Origin of the sequence: Rhodoferax sp. TS-BS-61-7, from assembly GCF_002943465.1 — a bacterium.
Taxonomy (GTDB): domain Bacteria; phylum Pseudomonadota; class Gammaproteobacteria; order Burkholderiales; family Burkholderiaceae_C; genus Allorhodoferax.
On the sequence record NZ_PTQY01000001.1, the window covers coordinates 442,785 to 468,412 of the forward strand.

Annotated in this window: 26 protein-coding genes; 13 read left to right on the forward strand and 13 right to left on the reverse strand. The window is 62.3% G+C overall.

The window, feature by feature from the left end; genetic code table 11:
- Positions 1 to 71 precede the first annotated feature (71 nt).
- From trxA to C5F53_RS02110, 4 genes are all read left to right on the forward strand, one after another.
- Positions 72 to 404: a thioredoxin TrxA gene (gene trxA, locus C5F53_RS02095; RefSeq protein WP_105259664.1), complete on the forward strand. Its 333-nt coding sequence runs from the start codon at positions 72 to 74 to the stop codon at positions 402 to 404.
- Between the two features lie 287 nt (positions 405 to 691).
- Positions 692 to 1,954, forward strand: a complete 1,263-nt coding sequence (gene rho / locus C5F53_RS02100; protein WP_105259665.1) for a transcription termination factor Rho — start codon at positions 692 to 694, stop codon at positions 1,952 to 1,954.
- 84 nt (positions 1,955 to 2,038) lie between these two features.
- Positions 2,039 to 2,296: a type B 50S ribosomal protein L31 gene (locus C5F53_RS02105; protein WP_105259666.1), complete on the forward strand. Its 258-nt coding sequence runs from the start codon at positions 2,039 to 2,041 to the stop codon at positions 2,294 to 2,296.
- 85 nt (positions 2,297 to 2,381) lie between these two features.
- The gene (locus tag C5F53_RS02110; RefSeq protein ID WP_105259667.1) at positions 2,382 to 4,085 is read left to right on the forward strand and encodes a hypothetical protein; all 1,704 of its coding nucleotides are present in this window, start codon (positions 2,382 to 2,384) and stop codon (positions 4,083 to 4,085) included.
- Positions 4,086 to 4,089: 4 nt separating this feature from the next.
- Here C5F53_RS02110 and phoR read toward each other — a convergent pair whose 3' ends face one another.
- Genes phoR through pstS form a run of 7 tightly spaced genes read right to left on the reverse strand, consistent with a single transcriptional unit; the run spans position 4,090 to position 10,675 of the window.
- Complete coding sequence (gene phoR, locus C5F53_RS02115; RefSeq protein WP_105259668.1) at positions 4,090 to 5,436, reverse strand: phosphate regulon sensor histidine kinase PhoR; 1,347 nt, start codon at positions 5,434 to 5,436, stop codon at positions 4,090 to 4,092.
- A 17-nt stretch (positions 5,437 to 5,453) separates the two neighbouring features.
- Positions 5,454 to 6,176, reverse strand: a complete 723-nt coding sequence (gene phoB, locus C5F53_RS02120) for a phosphate regulon transcriptional regulator PhoB (RefSeq protein ID WP_105259669.1) — start codon at positions 6,174 to 6,176, stop codon at positions 5,454 to 5,456.
- Positions 6,173 to 6,874, reverse strand: coding sequence for a phosphate signaling complex protein PhoU (phoU, locus tag C5F53_RS02125; RefSeq protein WP_094478445.1), 702 nt, complete (start codon positions 6,872 to 6,874; stop codon positions 6,173 to 6,175). Before phoU ends, phoB begins: the two co-directional genes overlap by 4 nt.
- A 17-nt stretch (positions 6,875 to 6,891) precedes the next feature.
- Positions 6,892 to 7,671, reverse strand: a complete 780-nt coding sequence (gene pstB, locus C5F53_RS02130; protein WP_105259670.1) for a phosphate ABC transporter ATP-binding protein PstB — start codon at positions 7,669 to 7,671, stop codon at positions 6,892 to 6,894.
- A 35-nt stretch (positions 7,672 to 7,706) separates the two neighbouring features.
- Positions 7,707 to 8,567, reverse strand: a complete 861-nt coding sequence (gene pstA / locus C5F53_RS02135) for a phosphate ABC transporter permease PstA (RefSeq protein WP_105259671.1) — start codon at positions 8,565 to 8,567, stop codon at positions 7,707 to 7,709.
- Entirely contained in the window at positions 8,564 to 9,595 is a 1,032-nt protein-coding gene (pstC, locus tag C5F53_RS02140; RefSeq protein ID WP_201740772.1) for a phosphate ABC transporter permease subunit PstC, read from the reverse strand. The genes pstA and pstC overlap by 4 nt, the downstream gene beginning before the upstream one ends.
- A 36-nt stretch (positions 9,596 to 9,631) precedes the next feature.
- Positions 9,632 to 10,675 (reverse strand): phosphate ABC transporter substrate-binding protein PstS, encoded by a 1,044-nt coding sequence (pstS, locus tag C5F53_RS02145; RefSeq protein WP_105259673.1) that lies wholly within the window; start codon positions 10,673 to 10,675, stop codon positions 9,632 to 9,634.
- Between the two features lie 196 nt (positions 10,676 to 10,871).
- On the opposite strand from pstS, the gene C5F53_RS02150 reads away from it, so the two are divergent.
- The 3 genes from C5F53_RS02150 (at position 10,872) to C5F53_RS02160 (ending at position 14,226) form a co-directional block, all read left to right on the forward strand.
- Positions 10,872 to 11,375: a fasciclin domain-containing protein gene (locus tag C5F53_RS02150; protein WP_105259674.1), complete on the forward strand. Its 504-nt coding sequence runs from the start codon at positions 10,872 to 10,874 to the stop codon at positions 11,373 to 11,375.
- Positions 11,376 to 11,502: 127 nt separating this feature from the next.
- The gene (locus tag C5F53_RS02155; RefSeq protein WP_161499868.1) at positions 11,503 to 12,651 is read left to right on the forward strand and encodes an ABC transporter substrate-binding protein; all 1,149 of its coding nucleotides are present in this window, start codon (positions 11,503 to 11,505) and stop codon (positions 12,649 to 12,651) included.
- 72 nt (positions 12,652 to 12,723) lie between these two features.
- Positions 12,724 to 14,226, forward strand: coding sequence for a Ppx/GppA phosphatase family protein (locus C5F53_RS02160; RefSeq protein WP_105259676.1), 1,503 nt, complete (start codon positions 12,724 to 12,726; stop codon positions 14,224 to 14,226).
- A 414-nt stretch (positions 14,227 to 14,640) separates the two neighbouring features.
- Here C5F53_RS02160 and C5F53_RS02165 read toward each other — a convergent pair whose 3' ends face one another.
- On the reverse strand, positions 14,641 to 16,449 hold the full coding sequence (locus tag C5F53_RS02165; RefSeq protein WP_105259677.1) for a phosphodiesterase: 1,809 nt from the start codon (positions 16,447 to 16,449) through the stop codon (positions 14,641 to 14,643).
- A 145-nt stretch (positions 16,450 to 16,594) separates the two neighbouring features.
- Between C5F53_RS02165 and C5F53_RS20225 the strand changes: the two genes are divergently transcribed.
- Positions 16,595 to 17,119 carry a hypothetical protein gene (locus tag C5F53_RS20225; RefSeq protein ID WP_161499869.1) on the forward strand — a complete coding sequence of 175 codons (525 nt, stop codon included), beginning with the start codon at positions 16,595 to 16,597 and terminating at the stop codon, positions 17,117 to 17,119.
- 21 nt (positions 17,120 to 17,140) lie between these two features.
- Here the strand turns inward: C5F53_RS20225 and C5F53_RS02175 are convergent, their stop codons facing one another.
- From C5F53_RS02175 to C5F53_RS02195, 5 genes are read right to left on the reverse strand one after another with little or no spacing between them, the layout of a single operon-like run.
- Positions 17,141 to 17,602: a histidine phosphatase family protein gene (locus C5F53_RS02175; RefSeq protein ID WP_105259678.1), complete on the reverse strand. Its 462-nt coding sequence runs from the start codon at positions 17,600 to 17,602 to the stop codon at positions 17,141 to 17,143.
- Positions 17,603 to 17,619: 17 nt separating this feature from the next.
- Positions 17,620 to 19,716, reverse strand: coding sequence for a polyphosphate kinase 1 (gene ppk1 / locus C5F53_RS02180; protein WP_105259679.1), 2,097 nt, complete (start codon positions 19,714 to 19,716; stop codon positions 17,620 to 17,622).
- Between the two features lie 45 nt (positions 19,717 to 19,761).
- Positions 19,762 to 20,832: a glycosyltransferase family 1 protein gene (locus tag C5F53_RS02185; protein ID WP_105259680.1), complete on the reverse strand. Its 1,071-nt coding sequence runs from the start codon at positions 20,830 to 20,832 to the stop codon at positions 19,762 to 19,764.
- Positions 20,829 to 21,698, reverse strand: a complete 870-nt coding sequence (locus C5F53_RS02190) for a UDP-2,3-diacylglucosamine diphosphatase (RefSeq protein WP_105259681.1) — start codon at positions 21,696 to 21,698, stop codon at positions 20,829 to 20,831. The genes C5F53_RS02185 and C5F53_RS02190 overlap by 4 nt, the downstream gene beginning before the upstream one ends.
- A complete protein-coding gene (locus C5F53_RS02195; RefSeq protein ID WP_201740773.1) occupies positions 21,698 to 22,540 on the reverse strand; it encodes a GNAT family N-acyltransferase in 843 nt (280 codons plus the stop codon). The genes C5F53_RS02190 and C5F53_RS02195 overlap by 1 nt, the downstream gene beginning before the upstream one ends.
- A gap of 142 nt (positions 22,541 to 22,682) precedes the next feature.
- On the opposite strand from C5F53_RS02195, the gene C5F53_RS02200 reads away from it, so the two are divergent.
- The 5 genes from C5F53_RS02200 to arsH all read left to right on the forward strand — a co-directional run bounded on the left by C5F53_RS02200 (position 22,683) and on the right by arsH (position 25,618).
- Positions 22,683 to 23,027, forward strand: a complete 345-nt coding sequence (locus C5F53_RS02200; protein ID WP_105259683.1) for a helix-turn-helix transcriptional regulator — start codon at positions 22,683 to 22,685, stop codon at positions 23,025 to 23,027.
- 111 nt (positions 23,028 to 23,138) lie between these two features.
- Entirely contained in the window at positions 23,139 to 23,639 is a 501-nt protein-coding gene (locus C5F53_RS02205; RefSeq protein WP_105259684.1) for an arsenate reductase ArsC, read from the forward strand.
- Complete coding sequence (locus tag C5F53_RS02210; protein WP_236635181.1) at positions 23,636 to 24,490, forward strand: MIP/aquaporin family protein; 855 nt, start codon at positions 23,636 to 23,638, stop codon at positions 24,488 to 24,490. The genes C5F53_RS02205 and C5F53_RS02210 overlap by 4 nt, the downstream gene beginning before the upstream one ends.
- Positions 24,487 to 24,906: an arsenate reductase (glutaredoxin) gene (arsC, locus tag C5F53_RS02215; protein ID WP_105259685.1), complete on the forward strand. Its 420-nt coding sequence runs from the start codon at positions 24,487 to 24,489 to the stop codon at positions 24,904 to 24,906. The genes C5F53_RS02210 and arsC overlap by 4 nt, the downstream gene beginning before the upstream one ends.
- The gene (gene arsH / locus C5F53_RS02220; protein WP_105259686.1) at positions 24,884 to 25,618 is read left to right on the forward strand and encodes an arsenical resistance protein ArsH; all 735 of its coding nucleotides are present in this window, start codon (positions 24,884 to 24,886) and stop codon (positions 25,616 to 25,618) included. The genes arsC and arsH overlap by 23 nt, the downstream gene beginning before the upstream one ends.
- Positions 25,619 to 25,628 lie beyond the last annotated feature (10 nt).

A 25,628-nucleotide genomic window follows, 5' to 3' on the forward strand; every position in this document is an offset into this window, starting at 1 on the left:
GGGGGATGGGCTTGGTTTCTGTCACAATGCCGCAACTTTAGCTCTTATAGCAATCTCCCAAAGGAAACACCATGGCCAGCGAGCTCATCAAACATGTCACCGATGCCACCTTCGAAGCCGATGTGCTCGGTGCGGCACAACCCATTCTGGTGGACTACTGGGCCGAGTGGTGCGGTCCCTGCAAGATGATCGCCCCCATCCTGGACGAAGTGTCGGCCACCTACGAAGGCAAGCTGCAGATCGCCAAGATGAATGTGGACGAAAACCGCGACATCCCCGCCAAGTTCGGCATTCGCGGCATCCCCACGCTGATGTTGTTCAAGGATGGCCAATTGGCCGCCACCAAGGTCGGCGCGTTGAGCAAGGCCCAGTTGACCGCCTTTATCGACCAGCAACTGGCCTGATGGAGCCCCCATCGCCTTGGCAGCAAGGCGATGTTTCGTCGGGCCGCCCCAAGTTCTGAACCGCTTGGCGGCCCGCCGCGGCACACGCAGCAGCCTGCGTGCATGCAAAATACAGCACCGCGGCGTTTTCCTGTCATAATAAATCCCGTTCACCCGCCCACCCCAAGGCAGGCGCCGATTCCCGGCACAGAACGCAGAGGCGCTTACCCAGTTTTGCCTCTCCCCCATTCCCCCAGATTTTTGTAATTCGCCGAACATCGGTCAACGCCCTCACCGGGACCCACTCCATGCACTTAAACGAACTCAAGGCACTGCACGTGTCTGAAGTCCTCAAGCAAGCCGAAGAACTTGAGATTGAAAACACCGGCCGCATGCGCAAGCAGGAGCTGATGTTCGCCATCATCAAGAAGCGGGCCCGCACTGGTGAACAGATCATTGCCGACGGCGTGCTGGAAATCCTGCCCGACGGTTTTGGCTTCCTGCGCAGCCCGGACACCAGCTACACCGCATCCACCGACGACATCTACATCAGCCCCAGCCAGGTGCGCCGCTTCAACCTGCACACCGGCGACATGATCGAAGGCGAAGTCCGCACCCCCAAGGATGGCGAGCGCTACTTTGCCCTGAACAAGCTGGACAAGGTCAACGGCGGCCCGCCCGAAGGCAACAAGCACAAAGTCATGTTCGAAAACTTGACCCCCCTGTTCCCCAAAGAGCAAATGAAGCTGGAGCAGGACATCAAGGGCGACGAGAACATCACCGGCCGCGTGATCGACATCATTGCGCCCATCGGCAAGGGCCAGCGTGCCCTGATCGTGGCGCAGCCCAAGAGCGGCAAGACCGTGATGATGCAGCACATTGCGCACGCGATCTCCGCCAATTACCCAGACAGCTACCTGATGGTGCTGCTGATTGACGAGCGCCCAGAAGAAGTGACCGAAATGCAGCGCACCGTCAAGGGCGAGGTGATTGCCTCCACCTTTGACGAGCCCGCTGCCCGCCACGTGCACGTCGCCGAAATGGTGATCGAGCGCGCCAAGCGCCTGGTGGAACTGAAAAAAGACGTGGTGATCCTGCTGGACTCCATCACCCGCCTGGCCCGCGCCTACAACAACGTCGTGCCATCCTCGGGCAAGGTGCTGACCGGTGGTGTGGATGCCAACGCCCTGCAGCGCCCCAAGCGCTTCCTGGGTGCTGCACGCAATGTGGAAGAAGGCGGCTCGCTGACCATCATCGCCACGGCCCTGGTCGACACCGGCAGCCGCATGGACGAAGTGATCTTTGAAGAATTCAAGGGTACCGGCAACTCCGAAATTCACCTGGACCGCCGCCTATACGAAAAGCGCGTGTTCCCGTCCATCCAGCTCAACCGCAGTGGCACCCGCCGCGAAGAACTGCTGTTGCAGCCCGAAATTCTGCAAAAAACCCGCATCCTGCGCCAGTTCCTCTACAACATGGACGAAGTGGAGTCCATGGAGATGGTGCTCAAGCAGATGAAGGCCACCAAGAACAACAGCGAGTTCTTCGACATGATGCGTCGGGGCGGCTGATTCTGATCAATACGCTATAATTGATGGTTTCGCGAAAAGTACGCCGGATAGGCTGGCGCGGCTGACGCAACTGATGGAGAAGATATGAAAGAAGGCATTCACCCCAATTACCGCGAAGTTTGCTTCCAGGACATGTCCAATGGATTCAAATTCGTGACACGTTCTTGCGCCAACACCAAGGAAATGATCGACATGGAAGACGGCCGCAAGCTGCCTCTGTTCAAGCTCGACACCACCAGCGAATCGCACCCCTTCTACACGGGCACTCAAAAGTCCGTGGACAACATGGGTGGTCGCGTGGAGCGCTTCCGCAACCGCTTCGGCAAAACTGCCGCCAAGTAATGCGGAATCAGGCTTGCGCCTGAGTTCTCTGCAAAAGGCAGCCCGGCCCTCCGAGCTGCCTTTTTTTTCACCTGATTCTTTGCCCGTGAACCACCCCAATCCCGCCATCGTTTCCCAGTCGGCCGTGCGCCGCCTGCCCCGCTGGGCTTTGTTATTGCTCTGCCTGAGTTATGTCTGTGCCGGGTTCATGGGCCGCGATGCCTGGCGCAGTGCCGACATCACGGCGCTGGGATTCATGGGTGCTTTGGCCAATGGCACGTCATCCTGGTGGTCGCCCAGCCTGTTGGGCTGGTTGCCGGACAACCCTGCGGTGCTGCCCTATTGGCTAGGCGCCTTGGCCCTGCAACTGGCGCCAGCGGCCTGGCCGGCTGATTTTGTGGCGCGCATCCCCTTTGGCCTGCTACTGGCCACAGCCCTGCTGGCCAGTTGGTACGGCACGTATTACCTGGCCCGCAACCCGGCCGCCCAACCCGTGGCGTTTGCCTTTGGCGGCGAAGCCCAGCCCACCGATTACGCACGTGCCATGGCCGATGGCGGCGTGCTGGCCTTGATTGCCTGTCTGGGGCTCGCCCAGCTGTCCCACGAAACAACCCCCGCGCTTGCCCAACTGGGCTTCAGCGCCCTGCTGTTCTACGGCATTGCAGCCCTGCCCTACCGCACGCTCGGGCCACACATGGCAGCCTTCATGGGACTGCTGGGCCTGAGTTTGTCGGGCGCCCCGACTATGGCCATGCTGTACCTGGTGGGCGGCATGCTGGTGCACTGGCTGGACCGTGACAACGGCCGCACATCGGATGCCCCACGGTCGGCGCGCAACAACGACCTGTGGGCGCTGCTGGCCTACGCTGGCGTGGCATGTGCCGTGGCGTATGCATTGAACCTGTGGCGCTGGAAGCTGGAGCTGCCCCCACTGTCCTGGCGCACGGTGGATGGTTTTGCCCAGTTGCTGATCTGGTTCACCTGGCCTGCTTGGCCGCTGGCCCTGTGGACACTGTGGCGCTGGCGCTGGCAGCTGTGGGGCCGGCGCTTGCACCGGCACCTGGCCTGGCCACTCTGGTTCGCTGCCGTCACCGTGGTGGCCACGCCGTTTGGCAGCGACTCCGACCGCACCCTGCTGCTGGCCCTGCCTGCGCTGGCCACTTTGGCAGCGTTTGCATTACCCACGCTGAAGCGCCAGGTCGCCGCCCTGATCGACTGGTTTACCTTGCTGTTTTTCTCGGGCTGCGGCTTCACCATCTGGGTGGTCTGGATCGCCATGCAAACCGGCGTGCCAAGCCAGCCCGCAGCCAACGTGGCGCGCCTCGCCCCAGGTTTTCAGGCCAGTTTTTCGCTGTTTGCCTTTGGCATGGCAGTACTGGCCACGCTGGCCTGGGCCTGGCTCGTCAAATGGCGGGTGGGGCGGCACCGCGCGGCCATCTGGAAGAGCCTGGTGCTGCCTGCGGGTGGGGCGGCCTTGTGCTGGCTGCTGCTCATGACGTTGTGGATGCCTTTGCTCAATTACGCACAAAGTTACCGCAGTCTGGTGCAACAGGCCTCCCCCCTGGTGGGACCCGAGGGTTGCGCAGAAACCGGCACCCTGAAGGCCGTGCACCTGTCTGCGTTCCAGTGGTACAGCACCGTACGACTGGTAGCCGCCAACGGTGAAAGCGCCTGTGAATGGCAGCTCAGCGAGCCCGCCGAAGACATGGAAGTGCAACCTTCGGTGGACACCACACGCTGGACACCCCACACCCTGCTGCGCCATCCGGTGGACCGGGCCGAAGCCGTGTGGCTGTTACACCGCCGCTAAGGGCTCAGACAGTGGCCAGGCTGAGTTCTGCCATAGCACGCACCCGACTGGCGGGGAACACGATGGAGAACACAGAGCCCCTGCCCGGCACGCTGTCAATGCGCAGCTCCGCGCCGTGGCGTTGGGCCACGTGTTTGACAATGGCCAGCCCCAAGCCGGTGCCACCGGTATCGCGCGAACGGCTGCGGTCCACGCGGTAAAAACGCTCGGTCAACCGGGGCAAATGTTCTGGCGCGATGCCGGGACCGGTGTCTTCGACCGACAACACAGCACCACCATGGCCCAAGGCCTGCCAACGCACACGAATGCTCTTGTCTGCGGGGGTGTAACGCACCGCATTGCCCACCAAGTTAAACACCACACTGTGCAGCTCAGGCTGCGAGCCGGCCAGTTCGCAAGGCGCATCCGATTCAAAAACGATGTCCTGGGCGCGCCCCCACAACAAACGCGACAGCTCCAGTGCTTCGGTCTCACAGGCTTGCAACACGGCAGGCACAGGCACCCAGTCGTGCACCGAGGGCAAGGGACTGCCCTCCAGCCGGGACAGGGTTAACAAGTCGTTCACCAGGCTTTGCATGCGCTGCGCCTGTTGGGCCATCAGCCCTAGGTAGCGCTGGCGGTCGTCCTCGCCCAGCGGCAGTGCCTGCAGGGTTTCCACAAACCCAGCCAACACCGTAAGGGGCGTGCGAATCTCGTGCGACACATTGGCCACAAAGTCACGACGCATGGCCTCGGCCTGCTCCACCGCCGTGATGTCACGCGACAACAACAGGCTGCGCCCTTCACCATACGGGTGCAGGTGCACAGACAGGCGCACCGGCTTGGCGCTGGTGCTGTCGCGTCCGGGCATCACCACGTCGTGGCTGAAATCGCGTTCGGAAAAATAGGCAGCAAACGCAGGGTCGCGCACCAGGTTGCCAAAATGCTGCAGCAAATCGCGGCGTGCATCGAAACCAAAGTGTTCCCCTGCGATCTGGTTGAACCACTCAATGCGCCCTTGCGCATCGAGCAACACCACACCATTGGGAGATGCCTGCAAGGCGGCCAAAAAATCCTGCAACTTGCCCTCACCCTCCACCACCTGGCGCTCACGGGTGCGCAACAAACGGCGCATGCGGTCTGCCGCTTCACCCCACAGCCCGGCGCCGAGGGCCACTTCGGTGGATTCCCCACGCCGCAACCAGTTGAGCAAGCGCATACCGCGCACCGCATCAAACAACAGCCAAAGATAACCAGCCCCTATGGCGGCCAGCAAGGCAGTCAGCACGCGCGCAGCGGGCTCCACCAAAAACCAGGCCAATGCCGCAGCAACGCTCTGCAGCCCCACAAAGGACAGCAGGCGCCAAACCATGCCCGATCCGCCTTGGTTCACACGCTGGCTTTGTCGGTCGACACCGCCACGGCGGGCTTGGCAGTCAGGCGGTAACCCGCACCGCGCACGGTTTCCACCATCGTTCCGGCCAAGGTCAACGCCTCGCGCAGGCGCTTCACATGGACATCCACCGTGCGTTCTTCGATATAGACGTGGTCGCCCCACACCTTGTCGAGCAACTGGGCCCGACTGTGCACACGCTCGGCGTGGCCCATGAGGTAATTCAGCAGCTTGAATTCGGTAGGTCCGAGTTTCAGCGCCTGGCCTTCAAACGTCACCCGGTGGGTGGACGGGTCCAGGCTCAAACCGGCAATGGTGATGACCTCACCAGCCTCTTCGGGTGCACGGCGGCGCAGCACGGCGCGCACACGGGCCAAGAGCTCTTTGGTGGAGAAGGGCTTGGCAATGTAGTCATCGGCCCCGGCATCCAGCCCCGCCACACGGTCCGCTTCGTCGCCACGCGCCGTGAGCATGATGATGGGCGTGTCCTTGGTGCGTGGGTCGGTGCGCCAGCGCTTGGCCAGCGTCAGACCACTCTCGCCAGGCAGCATCCAGTCCAGCAAAATCAGGTCGGGCACGGCCGCGTCAATCTCGCGCTGGGCAGATTCGCTGTCCATGGCCCAGCGGGGGCGAAAACCGTTGTGCCGCAGATTGACAGCAATGAGTTCGGCAATCGCCGACTCATCCTCAACCACCAAGACGGCAGGCATATTTCTCATTTGACGATGGACTCGATTTTTTCCATGGTGGAGTGGCGAACGTCTTCACCCTTGACCACGTAAATGATGAACTCAGCGATGTTCTTGGCATGGTCGCCAATGCGCTCGATCGCCTTGGCCAGGAACAGCAGGTCCAGGCTGGGAGAGATCATGCGGGGGTCTTCCATCATGTAGGTGACCAGCTTGCGCACAAAGCCATCGAACTCAGCGTCGATCAGGTCATCTTCTTTGAGGATGGCCACGGCCGCATTCACGTCCAGGCGGGCAAACGCATCCAACGCTTTGTTGAGCAGTCCGGAAGCCAAGTCGGCTGCCACACGCAGCTCCAGCGAGGGCAAGGAACGCGGAGCACCACTCTGAATGATGGAGCGCACCATACGTGCAATCTTCTCGGCCTCGTCGCCCACGCGCTCCAGGTTGGCCGTGGTTTTGGAAATGGCAATCAGCAGGCGCAGGTCACGGGCGGTCGGCTGGCGGCGCGCAATGATGGACGACAGATCGCGGTCGATCTCGATTTCCATGGCGTTGACGCGGGCTTCGCGCGAAGTCACCTCATTGGCCACCTCGACGCTGAACTGGGACAGCGCGTAAATGGCTTGGCGAATTTGCGACTCCACCAGACCACCGAGCTCCATGACCTGGGTGGAGACCGATGTGAGTTCGCTGTCGAACTGGGTAGATAGATGTTTATCAGACATAGGGACCTCTGTGTCGATCAGCCGAAGCGGCCGGTGATGTAGTCTTCGGTTTCTTTGCGCGTGGGTTTGAAGAACATTTGCTCGGTAGGACCAAACTCCACCAAGTCACCCAGGTACATATAAGCGGTGTAGTCGCTGCAACGGGCAGCCTGCTGCATGTTGTGCGTCACGATGACCACGGTGTAGTCATTCTTGAGTTCCACGATCAACTCTTCCACTTTGGCCGTGGAAATCGGGTCCAGTGCCGAGCAAGGCTCGTCGAGCAACAGCACTTCGGGCTTGATGGCAATGCCACGTGCAATGCACAGGCGCTGCTGCTGGCCACCCGACAGGCTGGAGCCACTTTGGTGCAGCTTGTCTTTCACTTCGGACCATAAGGCCGACTTGCGCAGCGCCCACTCCACACGCTCTTCCATATCGGTGGCGTTGAGGTTTTCAAACAGCTTCACGCCAAAGGCGATGTTGTCGTAGATCGACATCGGGAACGGTGTGGGCTTCTGGAACACCATGCCGACCTTGGCGCGCAACAGCGCCACGTCTTCTTTGCTGGTCAGCAGGTTCTCGCCGTCCAGCAGGATCTGGCCTTCGGCACGCTGCTCGGGGTAAAGCTCAAACATGCGGTTGAAGATGCGCAACAAGGTGGACTTGCCGCAACCCGAAGGGCCGATGAAGGCGGTTACGCGCTTCTCGGGGATTTCCAGGTTGATGCCCTTGAGGGCGTGGAATTTGCCGTAGTAGAAGTTCAGGTCTTTGACCGAAATCTTGGACTTGGTCGGGGCGCTAGGTGTGTTCAACATAACAAGGTTTCCGTTCAGTACAGGGCCCGCGGGCCTCAGGATTTGTTGCGGGTCAGCACCCGGGCGAGGATGTTCAGGCCCAACACGGCCACCGTGATCAGGAAGACACCGGCCCAAGCCAGTTGCTGCCAGTTTTCATACGGGCTCATGGCGAACTTGAAGATCGTGACCGGCAAGCTGGCCATGGGTTCGCCCAAAGACGAGGTCCAGAACTGGTTGCTCAACGCGGTGAACAACAACGGTGCGGTTTCGCCGGCAATGCGGGCCACGGCCAACAGCACACCGGTAATCACACCCGCACGGGCGGCTTTCAGCGTGATGCTCAGAATCACCTTCCACTTGGGCGCACCCAAGGCATAGGCAGCTTCCCGCAGGCCGGAAGGCACCAGTTGCAGCATGTTTTCGGTGGTGCGAATCACCACCGGAATCACGATCAACGACAGCGCCATGATGCCGGCGTAACCCGAGAAGGACTTGAAACGCGACACCACCACGGCGTACACAAACAGGCCAATCACGATGGACGGAGCAGAGAGCAGGATGTCGTTCACAAAGCGGGTCAGTGAGGCCAGCCAGCTCTTGGAGTCAAACTCCGCCAGGTAGATGCCGGCCATCACACCGATGGGGGTGCCCACGCAGGTGGCCAGAAACACCATCAGGAAGGAGCCGTAAATGGCGTTGGCCAGGCCGCCCTCTTCGTTGGGCGGTGGTGTCATCTGGGACAAGGTGGCCCAGTTCATGCCACCAATGCCCAGGCGAAAGGTCTCCCACAGGATCCAGAACAGCCAGAACAGGCCAAAGGCCATGGCAGCCAGGGCCAGGCCCGTGGCGACGTAATTCACACGCTTGCGCTGGGCAAAGCGGGCGGCGCGGACTTGCGACAAGGTGGCGCTCATGTTTTGGTTCCTTCGGATTTACGCAGCCGCGACAACAGCAACTTGGACAGCGCCAGGATCACGAACGTGATAAAGAACAGCACCAGCCCCAGATACATCAGGGCGGCCTGGTGCAGGCCTTCGCCAGCTTCGGCAAACTCATTTGCCAGCGCAGAGGTAATGCTGTTGGCAGCCTGGAACAAACTCAGCGAATCGAGCTGGTTGAAGTTGCCGATGACAAAGGTCACGGCCATGGTCTCGCCAATAGCGCGGCCCAGGCCCAGCATGATGCCGCCAATGACACCGGTCTTGGTGTAAGGCAACACCACCTTGGACACCACTTCCCAGGTGGTAGCACCCAGTCCGTAGGCCGACTCTTTGAGTAAGGGCGGGGTCACTTCAAACACATCACGCATCACCGAGGCGATGAAGGGGATGATCATGATGGCCAGGATGATGCCGGCCGACAGGATGCCGATGCCCACGGGTGGGCCTGAGAAAAACGCGCCCAGGTAGGGGATGCCGTTGGTCAGGCTTTGCAGCGGCTGCTGCACATAGGTGGCCAGCACTGGGCCAAACACCAACAAGCCCCACATGCCGTAGACGATGGAGGGCACCGCCGCCAGCAACTCGATAGCCGTGCCCAGCGGGCGCTTGAGCCAGGCGGGCGACAGCTCGGTCAGAAACAGGGCGATACCAAAACTCACCGGCACCGCAATCAGCAGCGCGATGAACGAGGTCGCCAGGGTGCCATAAATCATCACCAGTCCGCCGTACTCGTTTTGGACCGGATCCCAGACGGTGCTGGTCAAAAACGAGAGGCCGTATTTGCTGATCGCTGGCCAGGCGCTGATGGTCAGCGAGGTCAGGATGGCCAGCAGCAAGGCCAGCGTCAGCAGGGCAGAACCTTTGGCGAGCCAGCCGAAAATTCGGTCGGCCAGGGGGCCGGAGCGGGCACGCTTGACGGGAGGTGGTTGGGTCATGGCACGGGTAGGCAAAGTAGCAGACAGGCTGGACGGGGAATCCCCATGCACGAGTGTAGAGGACATGGGGTTGTTCTCCGTCAGTTCAGTAGCAGCTGTCGATTACTTGAAGGCCACGGGCTTACCAGCACCGTCCTTGATCTCGCCCCAGGATTTCTGGATGGCAGCGATCACGGAAGGAGGCATAGGCACGTAGTCCAGATCGGCCGCAGCCTTGCCACCGTTGGCGTAGGCCCAGTTGAAGAACTTCAGGGTCTCGGTCGCATTGGCGGGCTTGTCCTGCTTCAGGTGCATCAGGATGAAGGTCGCGCCGCTGATGGGCCAAGCGTCTTTGCCAGGCTGGTTGGTCAGGATTTGGTAGAAGGACTTGTTCCAGTCAGCACCGGCTGCGGCGGCCTTGAACGCTTCGTCATCGGGCTTCACAAAGTTGCCGGCCGAGTTTTGCATCACGGCGTAGTTCAGCTTGTTTTGCTTGACGTAGGAATATTCCACGTAACCCATGGAGTTGGGCAGGCGGCCCACAAACGCGGCCACGCCTTCATTGCCCTTGCCACCGGCGCCCACAGGCCAGTTCACGGCTGTGCCCTCGCCCACTTTGGACTTCCACTCAGCGTTTACTTTGCTCAGGTAGTTGGTGAAGATGAAGGTAGTGCCAGAACCATCGGCACGGCGCACTTGGGCAATGGCCGCATCAGGCAGAGCCAATGTGGGGTTCAGTGCCTTGATGGCGGGATCGTTCCACTTGGCAATCTTGCCCAGGAAAATGTCGCCCAGCACCTGGCCGGTCAGCTTCAGCTGGCCAGGCTCAATGCCTTTGACGTTGATCACGGGCACCACGCCACCGAGCACGGTGGGGAACTGCATCTGGCCCTTGGACTTGAGCACTTCGTCGGTCAAAGGTGCATCAGACGCGCCAAAGTCCACGGTCTTGGAGTCGATTTGTTTGATACCGCCACCGGAACCGATGGACTGGTAGTTCACCTTCACACCGGTGGCCTTGTTGTAGTCAGAAGCCCACTTGGCGTAGATGGGAGCGGGAAAAGAAGCGCCCGCACCGGTAATTTCTTGGGCGCCAGCAGCACCGGCAAAGCCCACTGCCGCGGTCATCGCGGAGACCAGCAGTGCGCGTTGGAAGGAAATGATCATGGGAAAACCTCAATCGGTTGGTTAAGAAAACAGCGAACGATGTGAATTTAAGAACCTTTTGTGACAACGGTATGACATTTTTCAGCTTTTCTGGTGCCGCAGGGTGACACAGGCTGCGTCATCTGGTTTTCAAGTGTTTGTCACATTCTTGTCACGTTGACTTTCTACGCTTCGCGCTTTCAACCCGGAGCACACCATGACATTCAGCACCCATTTCAACTCTGGCCGCCGTAGCTTGCTGGCGGCCGCCCTGCTCACCGGCCTGGTGGGCTGCGCCACCCGCCCGGCCCCGGTCGATGTGGCCCAAACCCTGGCCAACACCCCCTCGCTCAGCACCCTCAACACCTTGGTGACCCAAGCCGGCTTGACCGCGACCCTGAAAACAGGCGGCCCCTTCACCGTGTTTGCGCCCAGCAACGACGCGTTCAAGGCCGTGCCTGCCAAAACCATGGACGAACTGGCCAAAAACCCCGAAAAACTCAAAGCCCTGCTGACTTACCACGTGGTACCCGCCAAATTGATGGCGGCGGACGTGAAAAACAGCAATGTGAAGTCCGTGCAGGGCAGCATGCTGGCCGTGGCCAAAGCGGGCGACTTTGTGACGGTGGAAACCGCCGCCGTGACCCAAGCCGACATCGCCGCCACCAACGGCGTGGTGCATGTGGTGGACACCGTGCTGCCAGCCCCAGCGGGCAAGTAAAGCACTGCCAAGTGTGCCAATGGCCCGATAGCGGGCCATTTTTCATTCAAATTGGCACCTAGACCTTATGGAATATGCGCGAGCAGCTCCTATTTTTATAGCAAACATATCTCGTTGGAACGCCCCCATGGTTGACACTTTTCCCCGCCCCCTCCTGCGTCGCACGTTTCTTGGCTCGCTGGCCTGCAGCGCCGGCCTCTTCGGCACCGCCACCAGTTGGGCCCAAGGCCCCCGCGCCACGGCGGTGATGCCCAGCGTGCTGCAGGTGGTGGACATGTCGGCCAGCCAGGTTGACGTGTCCAAGGACTTTTTGATCGGTGCCCGGGCGGCCTGGCAAGACCTCAACAGCCGCGGCGGTGTGCGCGGCAAGGCCATCAAACATGTGGTGGTGGAAGTGGACGGCAGCCCGCCGTCCCTGCGCGCGGTGCTGGACACCCTCAAGGCCATGCCCGAGTGCCTGGCCGTGGTGGGCAGCGCCGGCCACCGGGCGGCCAGCCAGCTGGCGACCCTGCTGCAACGCGAAGCGGCCGATGTGGCCCACGTGGCGCCCTGGCTGCACAGCGTGGCGCCTGAAGGACAAGACAACACTTTTGGCATTTTTGCCACGCGGCAGGAGCAAATTGCACACGCTGTCAAATCCCTGTCCATCATGGGCGTGACCGAGGTTGGCGCCGTGTTTGCATCCGCTGCCGAGCGTGCCAGCTACCAAACCGACCTGGAACAGGCCGCCGCCGGCCTGAAACTCAAGCTCAAAACCTATGTGCCCAGCACCAGCCTGCAAGCGCTGGCCACCGAGCTGCGGCCCGACAGCCCGCGCATCCTGATCTTTCTGGGCGGCACGCCCGAGCTGCTGCAGTTTTCCCAGGGTATCGAAAAACAGGCGGCGCAGCGTTACATCGTGGCCATGTCGGACGTGAACCTGCAGGCCCTGCAGCAGCTGGGCGTGTCCCGCTTTACCCCGGTGATTGCCACGCAGGCCGTGCCCCCGGTGAATGGCAACCAGCCCATCGTGCGCAGCTACCGCGAAACCCTGAACCGCCTGTACGACGAGCCCCCTACCCCACAAAGCCTGGCCGGTTACCTGTCGGCCCGCTACGCCCAAGAGGTGCTGGGCAACCTGGACGGTGCCCTGAACCGTGCCAATACCCTGCAAGCCTTTGCCCGCCGCCTGCCCATGGACCTGGGGGGCTTTCGCATCAACCCCGACCCCAGACGCAAAACACCCGCGTTCGTCACCCAAAGCATGGTGGCCGCCGATGGCCGCCTGGTGGGTTAAGCCCGACCTTGTCCGGCCACAGGCCGGTGCTATGCTCCCTGCAGCTTTTAACCCTTACCTGACACAACGTCGATGCAAAACGGAAATCGCCTGGCCGCCGTGGACCTGGGCTCCAACAGCTTCCGCCTGGAAATTGGGCGTGTAGACCACGGTGAATTTCGACGGACCGAATACCTCAAAGAGACCGTGCGCCAGGGCGGCGGTCTGGACGAAGACCGCAACCTCACCCCCGCCGCCATGCAGGCTGGCTGGGAATGCCTGGCCCGTTTTGGCGAGCGTTTGGCAGGCTTCAAACCCGGCGAAGTCAAGGCCGTGGCCACCCAGACCCTGCGTGAGGCGCGCAACCGCGATGCCTTTCTGGAACGTGCCAACGCGGTGCTGGGTTTCCCCATCGACGTGATCTCGGGCCGCGAAGAGGCCCGCCTGATTTACCAGGGCGTAGCCCACATGCTGCCCGCCACCGAAGAACGCCGCCTGGTGGTGGACATTGGTGGCCGCTCCACCGAACTGATTCTGGGCACCGGCCTGACTCCCAACGTGATGGAGTCATACCGCGTGGGTAGCATTGCCTGGTCCAAGCGTTATTTTCCGGACGGAAATTTCAGCAAAAAATCGTTCGAAATGGCCGAAATTGCGGCCAAGGCGGTGCTGGACGAAGCGCTGGACGCCTACCCGCCGGACCGCTGGGACACCGCCTACGGCTCCGCTGGCACGGTGGGTGCGATTGGTGACGTGTTGGTGGCCGCGGGCTGGCCCGCCGGCACGGTCTCGCAGGACGGGCTGGACTGGCTGCAAGACCGCCTGATTGCCGCGCAAAGCGCAGACCGCTTGCGCCTGCCCGGCATGCGCGAAGACCGCAAGGCCATCATCGGTGGCGGCGTGAGTGTCATGCGCGCCGTCTTCAGCCTGCTGGGCATCACCGAGATGCAACATGCCGCCGGCGGCCTGCGCCACGGCCTGATTTGTGACCTGCTGGGCACGGCCAACACCTATGGCGACCTGCGTGCCAAAAGTGTGCAGCGCCTGGCCAGCAAGTTCAATGTGGACACGGCGCACGGCGAACGTGTGGGCACCGTGGCCACCCACCTGCTGCAGCAGGTGCTGGGCGGCCCGCTGGACGAACACCACCCCGAACACGGCCGCACGTTCCGCAAGCTGCACTGGGCGGCCCGCCTGCACGAAATTGGCAGCCACATCTCGCACAGCGACTACCACAAACACGGCGCCTACATTCTGGACAACGCCGATGCGGCGGGATTCTCGCTCTCTGAGATGCACCGCCTGAGCCTGCTGGTGCTGGGCCACCGCGGCAAGCTGCGCAAGCTGGAATCTTCGCTGGAGCAGGACGACCTGGTGCTGCAACTGATGTGCCTGCGCCTAGCCGTGATTTTGTGCCACGCACGGCGTGCGCCGGACCTGCAGGGCATGGCGCTGGCGCGCGGCGAGGACCATGCATTCCGGCTGCGTTGCCGCAACGGCTGGGCAACCGCCTTCCCGCAGAGCGCGCACTTGCTGCAAGAGGAAGTGCAGCTTTGGCAGAAGACGCCTTGGAGTTTGGAGTTGGTGGGGGTTTGAGTCCTGGTTTTCTTGCTGTGTTTTTGTTCGCGCTGCACCGCTTTTTTTAACACCCACTCCCCCAGCCCCTCGCCCCGTCGGCGAGGGGAGCCTTTTCAACAGCCGATTTGGTGAGCTCGCTTCGGCTACGGTGCTACAGAAGAAGCGTTGCAAACGGGTAGGCACACCACGGCCAGTGCCAACGGTTGTAGCGCTTCGCATGGGCCGGCACTCCGCCACTGGCGGGCGCAGCCGCCAGCGTTGGCAGACCGACATTTCCGAGGTATCCACAACCGAAGGCGCTGGCCGTGGAGCGAACTGACCGTGGCAACCTCACCCCAGTAGCCCCGTAGCCGGCGCGCAAGAGATAAATTCGGCTGTTAAAGGCTCCCCTCGCCGACGGGGCGAGGGGCTGGGGGAGTGGGTGTTAAAAAATCAAGGCAACAGAGCCTCACGCTCCCACAACCCCACCCCCGCCTGCTTCGCCGCATGTTTGGCCATCGCCGCCAAATTGGCTACATCCTCGGCACGCGAAAACTGGCTGCCATCAATCGCCACGGCACCGATGGACAACGTGGTGCACGGAAAGAAGCGCTGCACACCGTGGCGGTCTTCGGCCTCAATACCACCGCGTGTACGCGCTGCCTCGTCAAACATGGCTAGCGCACGCTCCGCAAACTCGGCCACCAGGCGCTCACAACGCACCTTCCAGTCCGGGCTCTGAAACAGGATGATGAAGTCGTCACCGCCCACATGGCCCAAGAAGTCGCGCTGCGAGTCACACTGCTCCATGGCCACGCGTGCCAGCAGGCGAATCATTTCGTCGCCGCGCCAGTAACCGTAGTAGTCGTTAAACGGCTTGAAGTTGTTCAGGTCGGCATAACAGGCCACAAAACGCACCTGTTTTTTAAGCAGCCGCTCCATGTGTTGGCTGATCGGGATATTGCCCGGCAAAAAGGTCAGGGGGTTGGCGTGGCGCGCCGCTTCGATACGTGTCTCAGTCACCGAACGCACCAGTTGGTCACCGGTGCCCAGGCCCACGTAGCGGCCGTTTTCGGTGGCAATAAAACCGTCGTTCAAATAACGCTGGTCTTGTGAGGTGAGGATGCCCACCAGCTCGTCCACGCTGTGCTCGCGCTCAATCAGGCGGGGCTCCGGGTTGGCGTGCACGCCACACGGTTTGCGCCCCCACACCTCGCGGTAGTAGAGCTTGCTGTATTCGTTCATAAACAGTGCACGGTTGATGATGCCCACCGGCCGCTCGCCGTCGAGCATGGCCACCGCATGCAAGGTGGGGTGCTCCAGAAAGATCTCGGCCAGCGCGTCGTTGTGCGTGTCGGGTGTGACTGTGGGTGCCCGCAGCAGCGAGAGGCTGCGCAAATGCCCGCCTTGCGACATGCGCCCCAGTTCAGGAAAAACCACCACCTGTCGCTCACCCAGCACACGCTGGGGGTCCACCCCCAGGTACTTGAGCGGTTTGCGGTCCGGGTGGCCCAAGAAATACCCTTGGCCGTATTCGATGCCCAGATCGCGCAGCACACGCAAATCTTCGGCGGTCTCTATGCCCTCGGCCACCAATGAGCTGCCAAAGATGGTGGCAATCTGCTGCAGGGCCTGGATGGTCTTGAGCTTGTCGCCATGCGCGCTGATGTTACGCGTGAAGTACTTGTCGATCTTCACCACCTCGGGTTTGAGCTGCGACCACAGGCGCAGGCTGGAGTGGCCATCGCCGAAGTCATCCAGCGCCAGTGACACACCCGCCGAGCGGATCTCCTGCACCACTTCGGCCAGGCGGTCCATACTGTCCACACGTTCGTGCTCGGTAATCTCCAGCACCAGGGTGCGCGGCATCACCCGCAGGTCCAGAATCCAACGCAGCAGGCCTTCGCGCCCGCGCAGGTTGAAGATGCGGGTCAAAGCATTGGCGCTGATATTCACAAACAGCCGACCGCCGCTGCGCATATGTCCCCAGGTGCGCAAGGTGGACACCACGCAGGCGTTCTCAAACTCATACCGCAGGTCCTCCACCGCAGCCGCACGCAGCAGGCTGTCGGGGGTGTGCAGGGGTGTTCCGGCGGGGCCGCGAATCAGCGCCTCGTGGGCGTGGATAGAGGCATCCGAGAGATTCACAATCGGCTGAAACACGGGGTACAGACTCGCGTCCTGCAGCACTTTTTGCAACGGCCCCAGACCCGGGGTGAGGGGCGCAATGCCGGATACCAAACGCAAAGGCTGTGGCTGCATGGCACGTTCTCCAAGACACTAGGGGCAGGCGAGTTTATGAAGCCTCGGTGACAGTGTCATGACAGTGTGGCGCTGTGTATTTTTCCCCTAAAATTAAACGGTATAAACTGTATATACCGTTTCACTTTTCAGAAGGATTTTGTACGTGACTTCGACCGAAAAAACACTCCCCCCCACACCAGCTGCTGCACCTGCTGCTCCCGCCAAACCTGTGGTGAGCAAGAAGCCTGCGCCCAAAGCCGCTGCCAAGCCCGCTGCAAAAACCAAGGCAGCCGCCAAACCAGCAGCCCCCAAAGCCAAAGTGGCTGTGGCCAAGAAACCTGTGGCCAGCGCCCCCAAGAAGGCCAGCGTGGCAGCCACCAAGCCGGCTGCCAAGACCAGCGCAAAACCCGCGGTGAAACCCGCTGCCAAGCCCGTAGCAGTCAAGACGCCCAAGGCCAAGAAGCCCAAGATGGTGCGCGACAGCTTCACCATCCCCAAGCCCGAATACGACGTACTGAATGTGCTCAAGCTGCGCGCCGCCAAACTGGGCAGCCCGGTCAAGAAGACCGAGTTGATCCGCGCTGGCGTCAAAGCCATTGCGGCCCTGTCTGATGCGGCCTTCAAACAAGCCCTGCTGGCCGTGCCCAGCCTGAAAACCGGCCGCCCGGCCAAAGCCAAGAAGGCCTGACCCACCGGAGCCAGGCCCGAGCTACAGCAACTCGGGGGATTGCACGGTCACCACCACGGTCTGGCCTGCACCCTCGCGCTCGCGGTAGCGCAGCCACCACACCGCGCCTTTTTTGATGGCGCATTCACTCTCGTTGAGGCCCAGCAGGCGCGAAATGGTCTGCCCCAATGTGGGCTGGTGGCCCACCACGAGCACACAGCCCTTGGCATGGGGCCATTGCACCAGCCCCAGCAGATCGTCCACACTGCCCAGCGGGGCAATGGCGGCATGGGTCTTGAACTTGCGGCCCAGCGCCTGCGCCGTCTGGTCGGTGCGCGCCGCCGGGCTGGCCCAGATGCGGGCACCGTCGGGCAGCTGCCGATCCAGCCAAGCGGCCATGCGGGTCGCTTGTTTGTCCCCCTTGCTACTCAGTGTGCGCAGCATGTCGTCGCCCACCAGATCCAGGTCAATGGCTTCCGCGTGGCGCCAGAGAATCAAATCCATCGCTCCCTCTCCCTTGTTCAGGCTTTTGTATGGTGGCCGTAACGTGCCATGAGTGCGGCCTGGGCCCCATGGGCGGGGGTGTGCGGACTGTGTGACTGCACCCGCTGGTAGCGGCCATCGGCACCCAGATCCCAGGCGTCCACCCCATCGTGCAAATACGCCACCAGGCACTCATCCACCATGCGCTGGCGCAACACCGGGTCGGTCACCGGCCAGGCCAGCTCCACACGCCGCACCATGTTGCGGTTCATCCAGTCGGCGCTCGACAGGTAGAGGTCTTCCACCTCGCCCTGGCGGAAATAAAACACCCGTGAGTGCTCCAGAAACCGACCAATCACCGAACGCACGCGGATGTTCTCGGTGCGGCCCGACACCTGGGCCGGCAGCATGCAGGCACCGCGCACGATCAGGTCGATCTGCACACCCTGCGCACCCGCGCGCATCAGGCTGCGGATCAGGGCCTCGTCGGTCAGTGAATTCATCTTGGCCACGATGCGGGTGGACTCCCCCCGGCCCGCGGCGTCGCCCAGCGCGTCAATCTTGGCCACCAGGTTGCGGTGCAAATGAAATGGCGCCATCCACAACTTGGACAGGCGTGGCAGCTTGCTTTGGCTGGCCAGGTGTACAAACACGTGCTCCATGTCGGTGGTGATACTGGTGTCTGCCGTGAGGTGGCTGATATCGGTGTACAGCCGGGCCGTGCGCGGGTTGTAGTTGCCGGTGGACAAATGGCCGTAACGTTTGAGCGACTTGCCCTCGCGCCGGGTGATCAACATCATCTTGGCATGTGTCTTGAGGCCCACCACGCCGTACACCACCTGCGCGCCAATCGACTCCAGCATCTCGGCCCAGTTGATGTTGGCCTCTTCGTCAAAACGGGCCTTGAGCTCCACCACCACCGTCACCTCTTTGCCGCGACGCACCGCTTCACGCAGCAGGTCCATCAACTCTGAATCGGCCCCGGTGCGGTAAATGGTTTGTTTGATGGCCAGCACCTGCGGGTCGTTCACCGCCTCGCGCAGAAAGGCCAGCACGCCGTCAAAACTCTCAAACGGCTGGTGCATCAGGATGTCGCCCTGCTTGAGCTGCGCAAAGATGGATTGCGCCTGCTGCAGCTGCGCCGGAAACGAGGGGCGGTAGGCCGGGAAACACAGGTCAGGCCGGTTCACCAGGTCAATCAGCTGCGTGAGGCGCACCAGGTTCACCGGGCCGTGCACGCGGTACAGCGCCTTGGGCGGCAGGGCAAACTGTTTGAGCAAAAAGTCCGCCAGGTGTTCGGAACAACCAGCCGACACTTCCAGCCGCACGGCCTGGCCGTAATGGCGGTGCACCAGGCCCTGGCGCAAGGCGGTGCGCAGGTTTTGCACATCGTCTTCGTCCACCGCCAGGTCTGAGTGGCGGGTCACACGGAACTGCGAAAACTGCCCCACCACACGCCCCGGAAACAGCGAGTCCAGGTGTGCACGGATGACGCTGGACAGCGACACAAACAGCGTGCGTTTTCCCGCCACCTTATCGGGCATACGAATCAGGCGCGGCAACACCCGTGGCACTTTCACAATCGCGATTTCGTTCTCGCGCCCAAAGGCATCTTTGCCACTGAGGCGCACGATGAAGTTCAGCGACTTGTTGGCCACCTGGGGAAACGGGTGCGAGGGGTCCAGCCCCACTGGGATCAGCAGCGGGCGGACTTCGCGTTCGAAGTACTGGCGCACCCAGGCGCGCTGGGCCACGGTGCGCTCGCCATGCGAGGCGATGTGCAGGCCTTCGCGCGCAAAGGCTGGCATGAGCTGTTCGTTGTACAGCGTGTACTGGCGCGCCACCAGGGTGTGCAGGGCATCGGCCAGGCGGTCGAAAGAGCCTACGCTGAACTGGCCCTTCTGGTCATTGGCCTGGCTGGCCGTGAGGTGCGGCTCAGCGCGCACTTCAAAAAACTCATCGAGGTTGGAGGACACGATGCACAGGTAGCGCAAGCGCTCCAGCAGCGGTACATCGTCACGCACCGCCCAGTCCAGCACACGCTCATTAAAGGCCAGGATGCTGTGGTCGCGGTCCAGCAAATCGGGCGCGACGGGCGCGGGCTTGGCAAAGCGCTTGCGGAGAACAGACAACATGAACACCTACCCATTTATGACACAACGGTGAAGGATTGTTGACTTTCAAGATGACAGTGATGTGACATCTTGTGCCGCAGCGGGTGCGCTGGCAGGCGCGACCCGCGCCGGTACCAGGTGGCCGGCAAACAGCAGCGCCGCATACGCCCAACCAAAGTGCAGGGCCCGCGCACGTGCCTCGTGGCGCGGCACCGACAAGGCACCGTACCAGGCCTGGGTCAGGTCGGCATGTAACACCCCGCCCTGCGGGGGAGCACCCACCACCTCGTTGGGCCCCTCCACCGGATAGGCTGCCACCGGTGTGCCGCAGGCCATGGCCTCCAGCATCACCAAGCCAAAGGTCTCGGAGCGGCTGGGCATGACGAATACATCGGCCGCGGCATACACGCGGGCCAGCTCGTCACGCGGCAACACGCCCAGCCAGCGCACATGCGGATAACGCTCGCGCAGGCTGGCCTCCAGCGGGCCCACGCCACACACCACCTTGGTGCCCGGCACGTCCATCTGCAGAAAAGCGTCGATATTTTTTTCGTACGACACGCGCCCCACAAACAGCGACACCGGCCGTGCCAGCAGGCCCAGCGGTGCATACACCCGCGGTTCCTCCTGGTAGGGGAAGAGCTGCACATCCACGCCGTGGGTCCAGCTGCGCAGCTTGCGAAAACCCTGCGCATCCAGCATGCGCAGCACGCTGGGCGTGGGCACCATCACACCGGAGGACGGCTTGTGGAAATGGCGGAACAGCGCATAGCCCATCCAGAGCGGGATCTTGAGCGCGGCCTGCAGGATTTCAGGGAAACGCGTGTGGTACGCGCTGGTGAAAGCCAGCTTGTGCTTGCGGCAGTAGCTGCGCCCGGCCCAGCCCAAGGGGCCTTCGGTGGCGAGGTGAATCGCGTCGGGTGCGCAGGCGTCCAGCATCAGCGCCAGCGCCTTGCCGGGGCGCACGGCCAAATCAATGCCGGTGTAGCCCGGGCAGGGCCGGGTCTTGAACAAACCGGGGTGAATCACCTCCACCACGTGGCCCAGGCCTTTGAGTTCGCGCACCAGCTCCACCAGGGTGGTGACCACGCCATTGACCTGTGGTTGCCATGCGTCGGTAATCAGGGCGAGTTTCATGCGTGAGTTTCCTGCAAAGCGGGGGTGGCCACCGCGGTGGCCGGGGGAGTGGGCGTTCCCGCCCAGTAAATGAGTTCAAGCTGGCCATCCAGGTGCTCCACCAGCGCGGTGCGGCTTTCCACCCAATCGCCGTCGTTGCAGTACAGCGTGCCCTCGATGGTGCGCATCTCGGCATGGTGGATGTGGCCGCAGACCACGCCGTCGTGGCCCCGGCGGCGCGCCTCGTGGGCCACGGCTTTCTCAAAGTCGGTCACGTAGTTCAACGCCTTCTTGACCTTGTGCTTGAGGTAGGCCGAGAGCGACCAGTACGGCAGGCCCATGCGTGCGCGCAGGGTGTTGAGGTAGCGGTTGAGCTTGAGGGTGAACTCGTAGGCGTTGTCGCCCAGGTAGGCCAGCCACTTGGCGCACTGGATCACGCCATCAAAGTAGTCGCCGTGCGTAACCCACAGCGTGCGGCCGTCGGCTGTGGTGTGCACCGTATCCTGATGCACCTCGATGCCACCAAACTGGTGGCCGACAAAGGCACGGGCGAATTCGTCGTGGTTGCCGGGGATGAAGACCACGCGGCAGCCTTTACGTGCGCGACGCAGCAACTTCTGCACCACATCGTTGTGCGCCTGCGGCCAGAACCAGCGGCGGCGCAGCTGCCAGCCGTCCACGATGTCACCCACCAGATACAGGTGGTCGCTGGGGTGGTGTTTCAGAAAATCCAACAAGGCCTTGGCCTGGCAGCCGGCGGTTCCCAGGTGGATGTCGGACACAAACACCGCGCGGTAGCGGCGGTGGCCCACCTCATCGTCATCGACTTCGGCGCCTGGCGCCAAACCCTGCCAGTTGGCGCCCAGAGCGTCGAAGGCGGTGCGCATCAGGCCCCCAGAAAGTGCTTACGGTAACGGGCCGGCAAGTCGGCAATGCGCATCAGCATCGGCAAGTCGGCCGAGTTGAAGTCCGGGTCCCAGGCTGGCGCGCCCAGCACCTTGGCGCCCAGGCGCAAGTAGCCTTTGATGAGCGCTGGCGGCTCCACGTCCAGCGTGCTGTCCAGTTGATCAATTGGCAGCGGCAGACGCGGCCGCACGTGGTATTCAATGGGGGCCAAATGCGTGGCTTGCACTTGGCGCCAGATGCTGGCCGCCGCGTCGCCACTCACGATGCCGTTGTGCAGCATGGGCACGCTGGCGCAGCCAATCATGGTGTCGAGCTGGTTGCGCACCATGAACTCGGCCAGCGCCCCCCACAACGCCATGATGACGCCACCATGGCGGTGGTCCGGGTGCACGCAGCTGCGGCCCAGTTCCACCATGCGTTCGCGCATGCTGCGCAGGCGGGTCAGGTCGAACTCGGTGTCGCTGTAAAAGCTGCCCACGCGCTTGGCTTGGGTAGGGGTGAGCACGCGGTAGGTGCCGATAACCTGGCCGCTGGCCTGGTCGCGCACGATGAGGTGCTCGCAGTAGTTGTCAAACAGGTCCACGTCGTGACCGGCAATGGGGGTGTTCAAGCGGGCGCCCATTTCACCGGCAAACACGTCAAAGCGCAGGCGCTGGGCGGCGCGCACTTCGTCCTGGTGGCGGGCCCAGGAGACCTCGATGCCGTTGCGCACGGGCACAGCGTCTGACGCCTGTACGGCGATGGATTGCACCGCGATAGGCGCAATGGGGTGTACGGTGGGTGAGGCCAGCGTAGGCACGGCAGTGGCGGATATTGTTGGCATTCTTGTCCCCTTCCTTGAGCGTGATTGCACTGACCGGGAAGTGTGAAGAGCACCTGTGACCCACACATGGCAGACGCGTGAAGTTTTTGTGACACAAATTGCGTCGTGGCAATTGATTCAATATTTCAAGTATTATTGAAATATGAACACCACAGCCTTTGATGAAGCCCAAGCCCTCAAGGCCCTGACTGCCCTGGCCCAGGCCCAGCGCCTGCGCGCCTTCAAGGCCCTGGTGGTGGCCGGCCCCGAAGGCCTGACCCCCGGCACACTGGCCCAGCAGTTGGACAGCGCTCCCAGCGCCCTCTCTTTCCACCTCAAGGAACTGGCCCATTCCGGCTTGGTAGACATCGAGCAGCGCGGGCGCAACCTGATTTACCGCGCCAACTTTGCCCAAATGAACGGCCTGCTGGCCTATATGACCATGCACTGCTGCCAGGGCGAAAGCTGCGAGGTGAGCGACAGCACGGCGGGTTGCGCCAGCTGTTAGCCCACTCTGCATTTACAAGCCAAATTGGCCTCTAGACCTTGTGGATTATGCGCAAGCAGCTACTGAATTCATAGCAAATACCCCTTAACCGCCCTCAAACCAGGAGCCCTCATGTCCAAATCGCCCCTCAACGTCCTCTTCTTGTGCACCCACAACTCGGCCCGCAGCATCCTGGCCGAGGCCACGCTCAACCACATCGGGGGCGGCCGCTTCAAGGGCTTCTCCGCTGGCAGCAGCCCGCGCGAGAACCAGCAACCCAACCCCATCGGCCTGCAAACCCTGCGCAACGCAGGCATTACTACCGACGGCCTGCGAAGCAAAAGCTGGGATGAATTCGCCCTGCCCGCCGCACCGCATATGGACCTGATCATCACCGTGTGTGACAACGCCGCCGGCGAGGTCTGCCCTTTTTGGCCCGGCAAACCCGCGACCGCCCACTGGGGCTATGCCGACCCGTCTGCGGGCGACGGTACGGACGCGGAAAAAGCCGAAGCTTTCAAACACACCCTGCACGCCATCCGCCGCCGGCTGGACCTGCTGGTGAACCTACCGGCTGACAAACTGGAGACCATGGCCATCCAGCAAACCGCGAAAGATTTGGCGAAAGCATGAGCGAACCCACGAAGATGAAATCGCGTCGCAACGCCACACCAGACACCTGGGCGGCAGAGCGTTCTGCGCAGGTAAAGGGTGAGACCCCGCAGCGGGCGGAGGACACGAAGCAGAACGCTCTGCCGCCCAGGCGCCTCGTACCAAAGGCACGCCCACAGCCGCTCGCACAACAGCTACTCGCAGAATTCACAGGCACCGCCGCCCTGCTCTGCGCCGTCATAGGCTCCGGCATCATGGCCCAGCGCATGAGCGGCGGCAACGACGGCGTGGCGCTCTTGGCCAACACGCTGGCCACCGTGTTTGCGCTGTATGTGCTGATTGAAACCCTGGGGCCTGTGAGCGGGGCCCACTTCAACCCGCTGGTCACCTTGGTTATGTGGTCAAAAGGCCAGTTGACGACCGTCAATAGTGCGCGAACAGCTATTCTTTTTATAGCAGCACAACTCTCGGGTGCGGTCGCGGGCGCTGCACTGGCCAACGCTATGTTCGAGCTGCCGCTGCTGCACGTCAGCCAACACCTGCGCGGTGGCTGGGACGCGGCCAACCAGTTCACCGGCTGGGGCCAGTGGGTGGCCGAAGCCGTGGCCACCGGCGGCCTGCTGTTCACCATCCTGCGGGCGCCTGAAGGCAAAGCCAGCGCATTGGTGGCTTGCTACATCGGCGCGGCCTACTGGTTCACTGCCAGCACCTCGTTTGCCAACCCGGCGGCCATTTTGGGCCGCATGTTCAGCGACAGCTTTGCCGGCATTGCGCCGGCCAGCGCCATTGGCTTTGTGCTGGCGCAATGCGTGGGCGCAATGCTCGGCGTTGCCTTGGCCCATGCGCTCTCCATCAAGAAAGAAACCGTATGACCATTACCATCTTCCACAACCCTGCCTGCGGGACGTCGCGCAACACGCTAGCCATGATCCGCAACAGCGGCGTCGAGCCAGAGGTTATTGAGTACCTGAAAACTCCGCCCACCAAAGCGCGCTTGCAAGAACTGCTGGCGGCTATGGGCACCGGCCCGCGCGCCCTGCTACGCGAAAAAGGCACGCCTTACGCCGAGCTGGATTTGGCGAACGAGAAGTGGACCGACGACGAGCTGTTGGACTTCATGCTGGCCCACCCCATCCTGATCAACCGCCCCGTGGTGGAAACCCCGCTAGGCACCCGCCTGTGCCGCCCCTCCGAGCTGGTGCTGGACATCCTGCCCCAAGCCCAACAAGCCGCATTCGCCAAAGAGGACGGCGAAGCGGTGGTGAATGACAAGGGCGAACGTGCCTGAGTTGATCAACCCCCTGCCCCAGCTGGACGCAGCGCACTTCCGCTTGCCCGATGCGGCCGCGCTGCGCCCGGCGCCCTCCCCCCACGCGCCCCGCATTGCGCTGCTCTACGGCTCGCTGCGGCCCCGGTCTTTCAGCCGGCTGTTGACCGAGGAAGCGGCCCGCATGCTGCAAGCCATGGGCGCCGAAACCCGTATCTTCAACCCCAGCGGCCTGCCCCTGCCCGACGACGCACCCGACACCCACCCCAAGGTGCAGGAGCTGCGGGAACTGACCCGGTGGAGCGAAGGCATGGTCTGGACCTCGCCCGAGCGGCATGGCGCCATGACCGGCATCATGAAAGCGCAGATCGACTGGATTCCGCTCAACAGCGGCGCGGTGCGCCCCACCCAGGGCAAAACGCTGGCGGTGATGCAGGTGAGCGGCGGCTCGCAGAGCTTCAACGCCGTGAACCAGATGCGTGTGCTGGGCCGCTGGATGCGCATGCTCACCATCCCCAACCAAAGCTCCGTGGCCAAGGCGTACATGGAGTTCGGTGACGACGACCGCATGAAGCCCTCTGCTTACTTTGACCGCGTGGTCGATGTGATGGAAGAGCTCATGAAGTTCACGCTACTCACTCGTGACGCCTCACCCTATCTGGTGGACCGCTACAGCGAGCGCAAAGAGAGCGCTGAGCAACTGATGAAGCGGGTGAATCAGCGTAGCCTGTAGCAACAAGCCC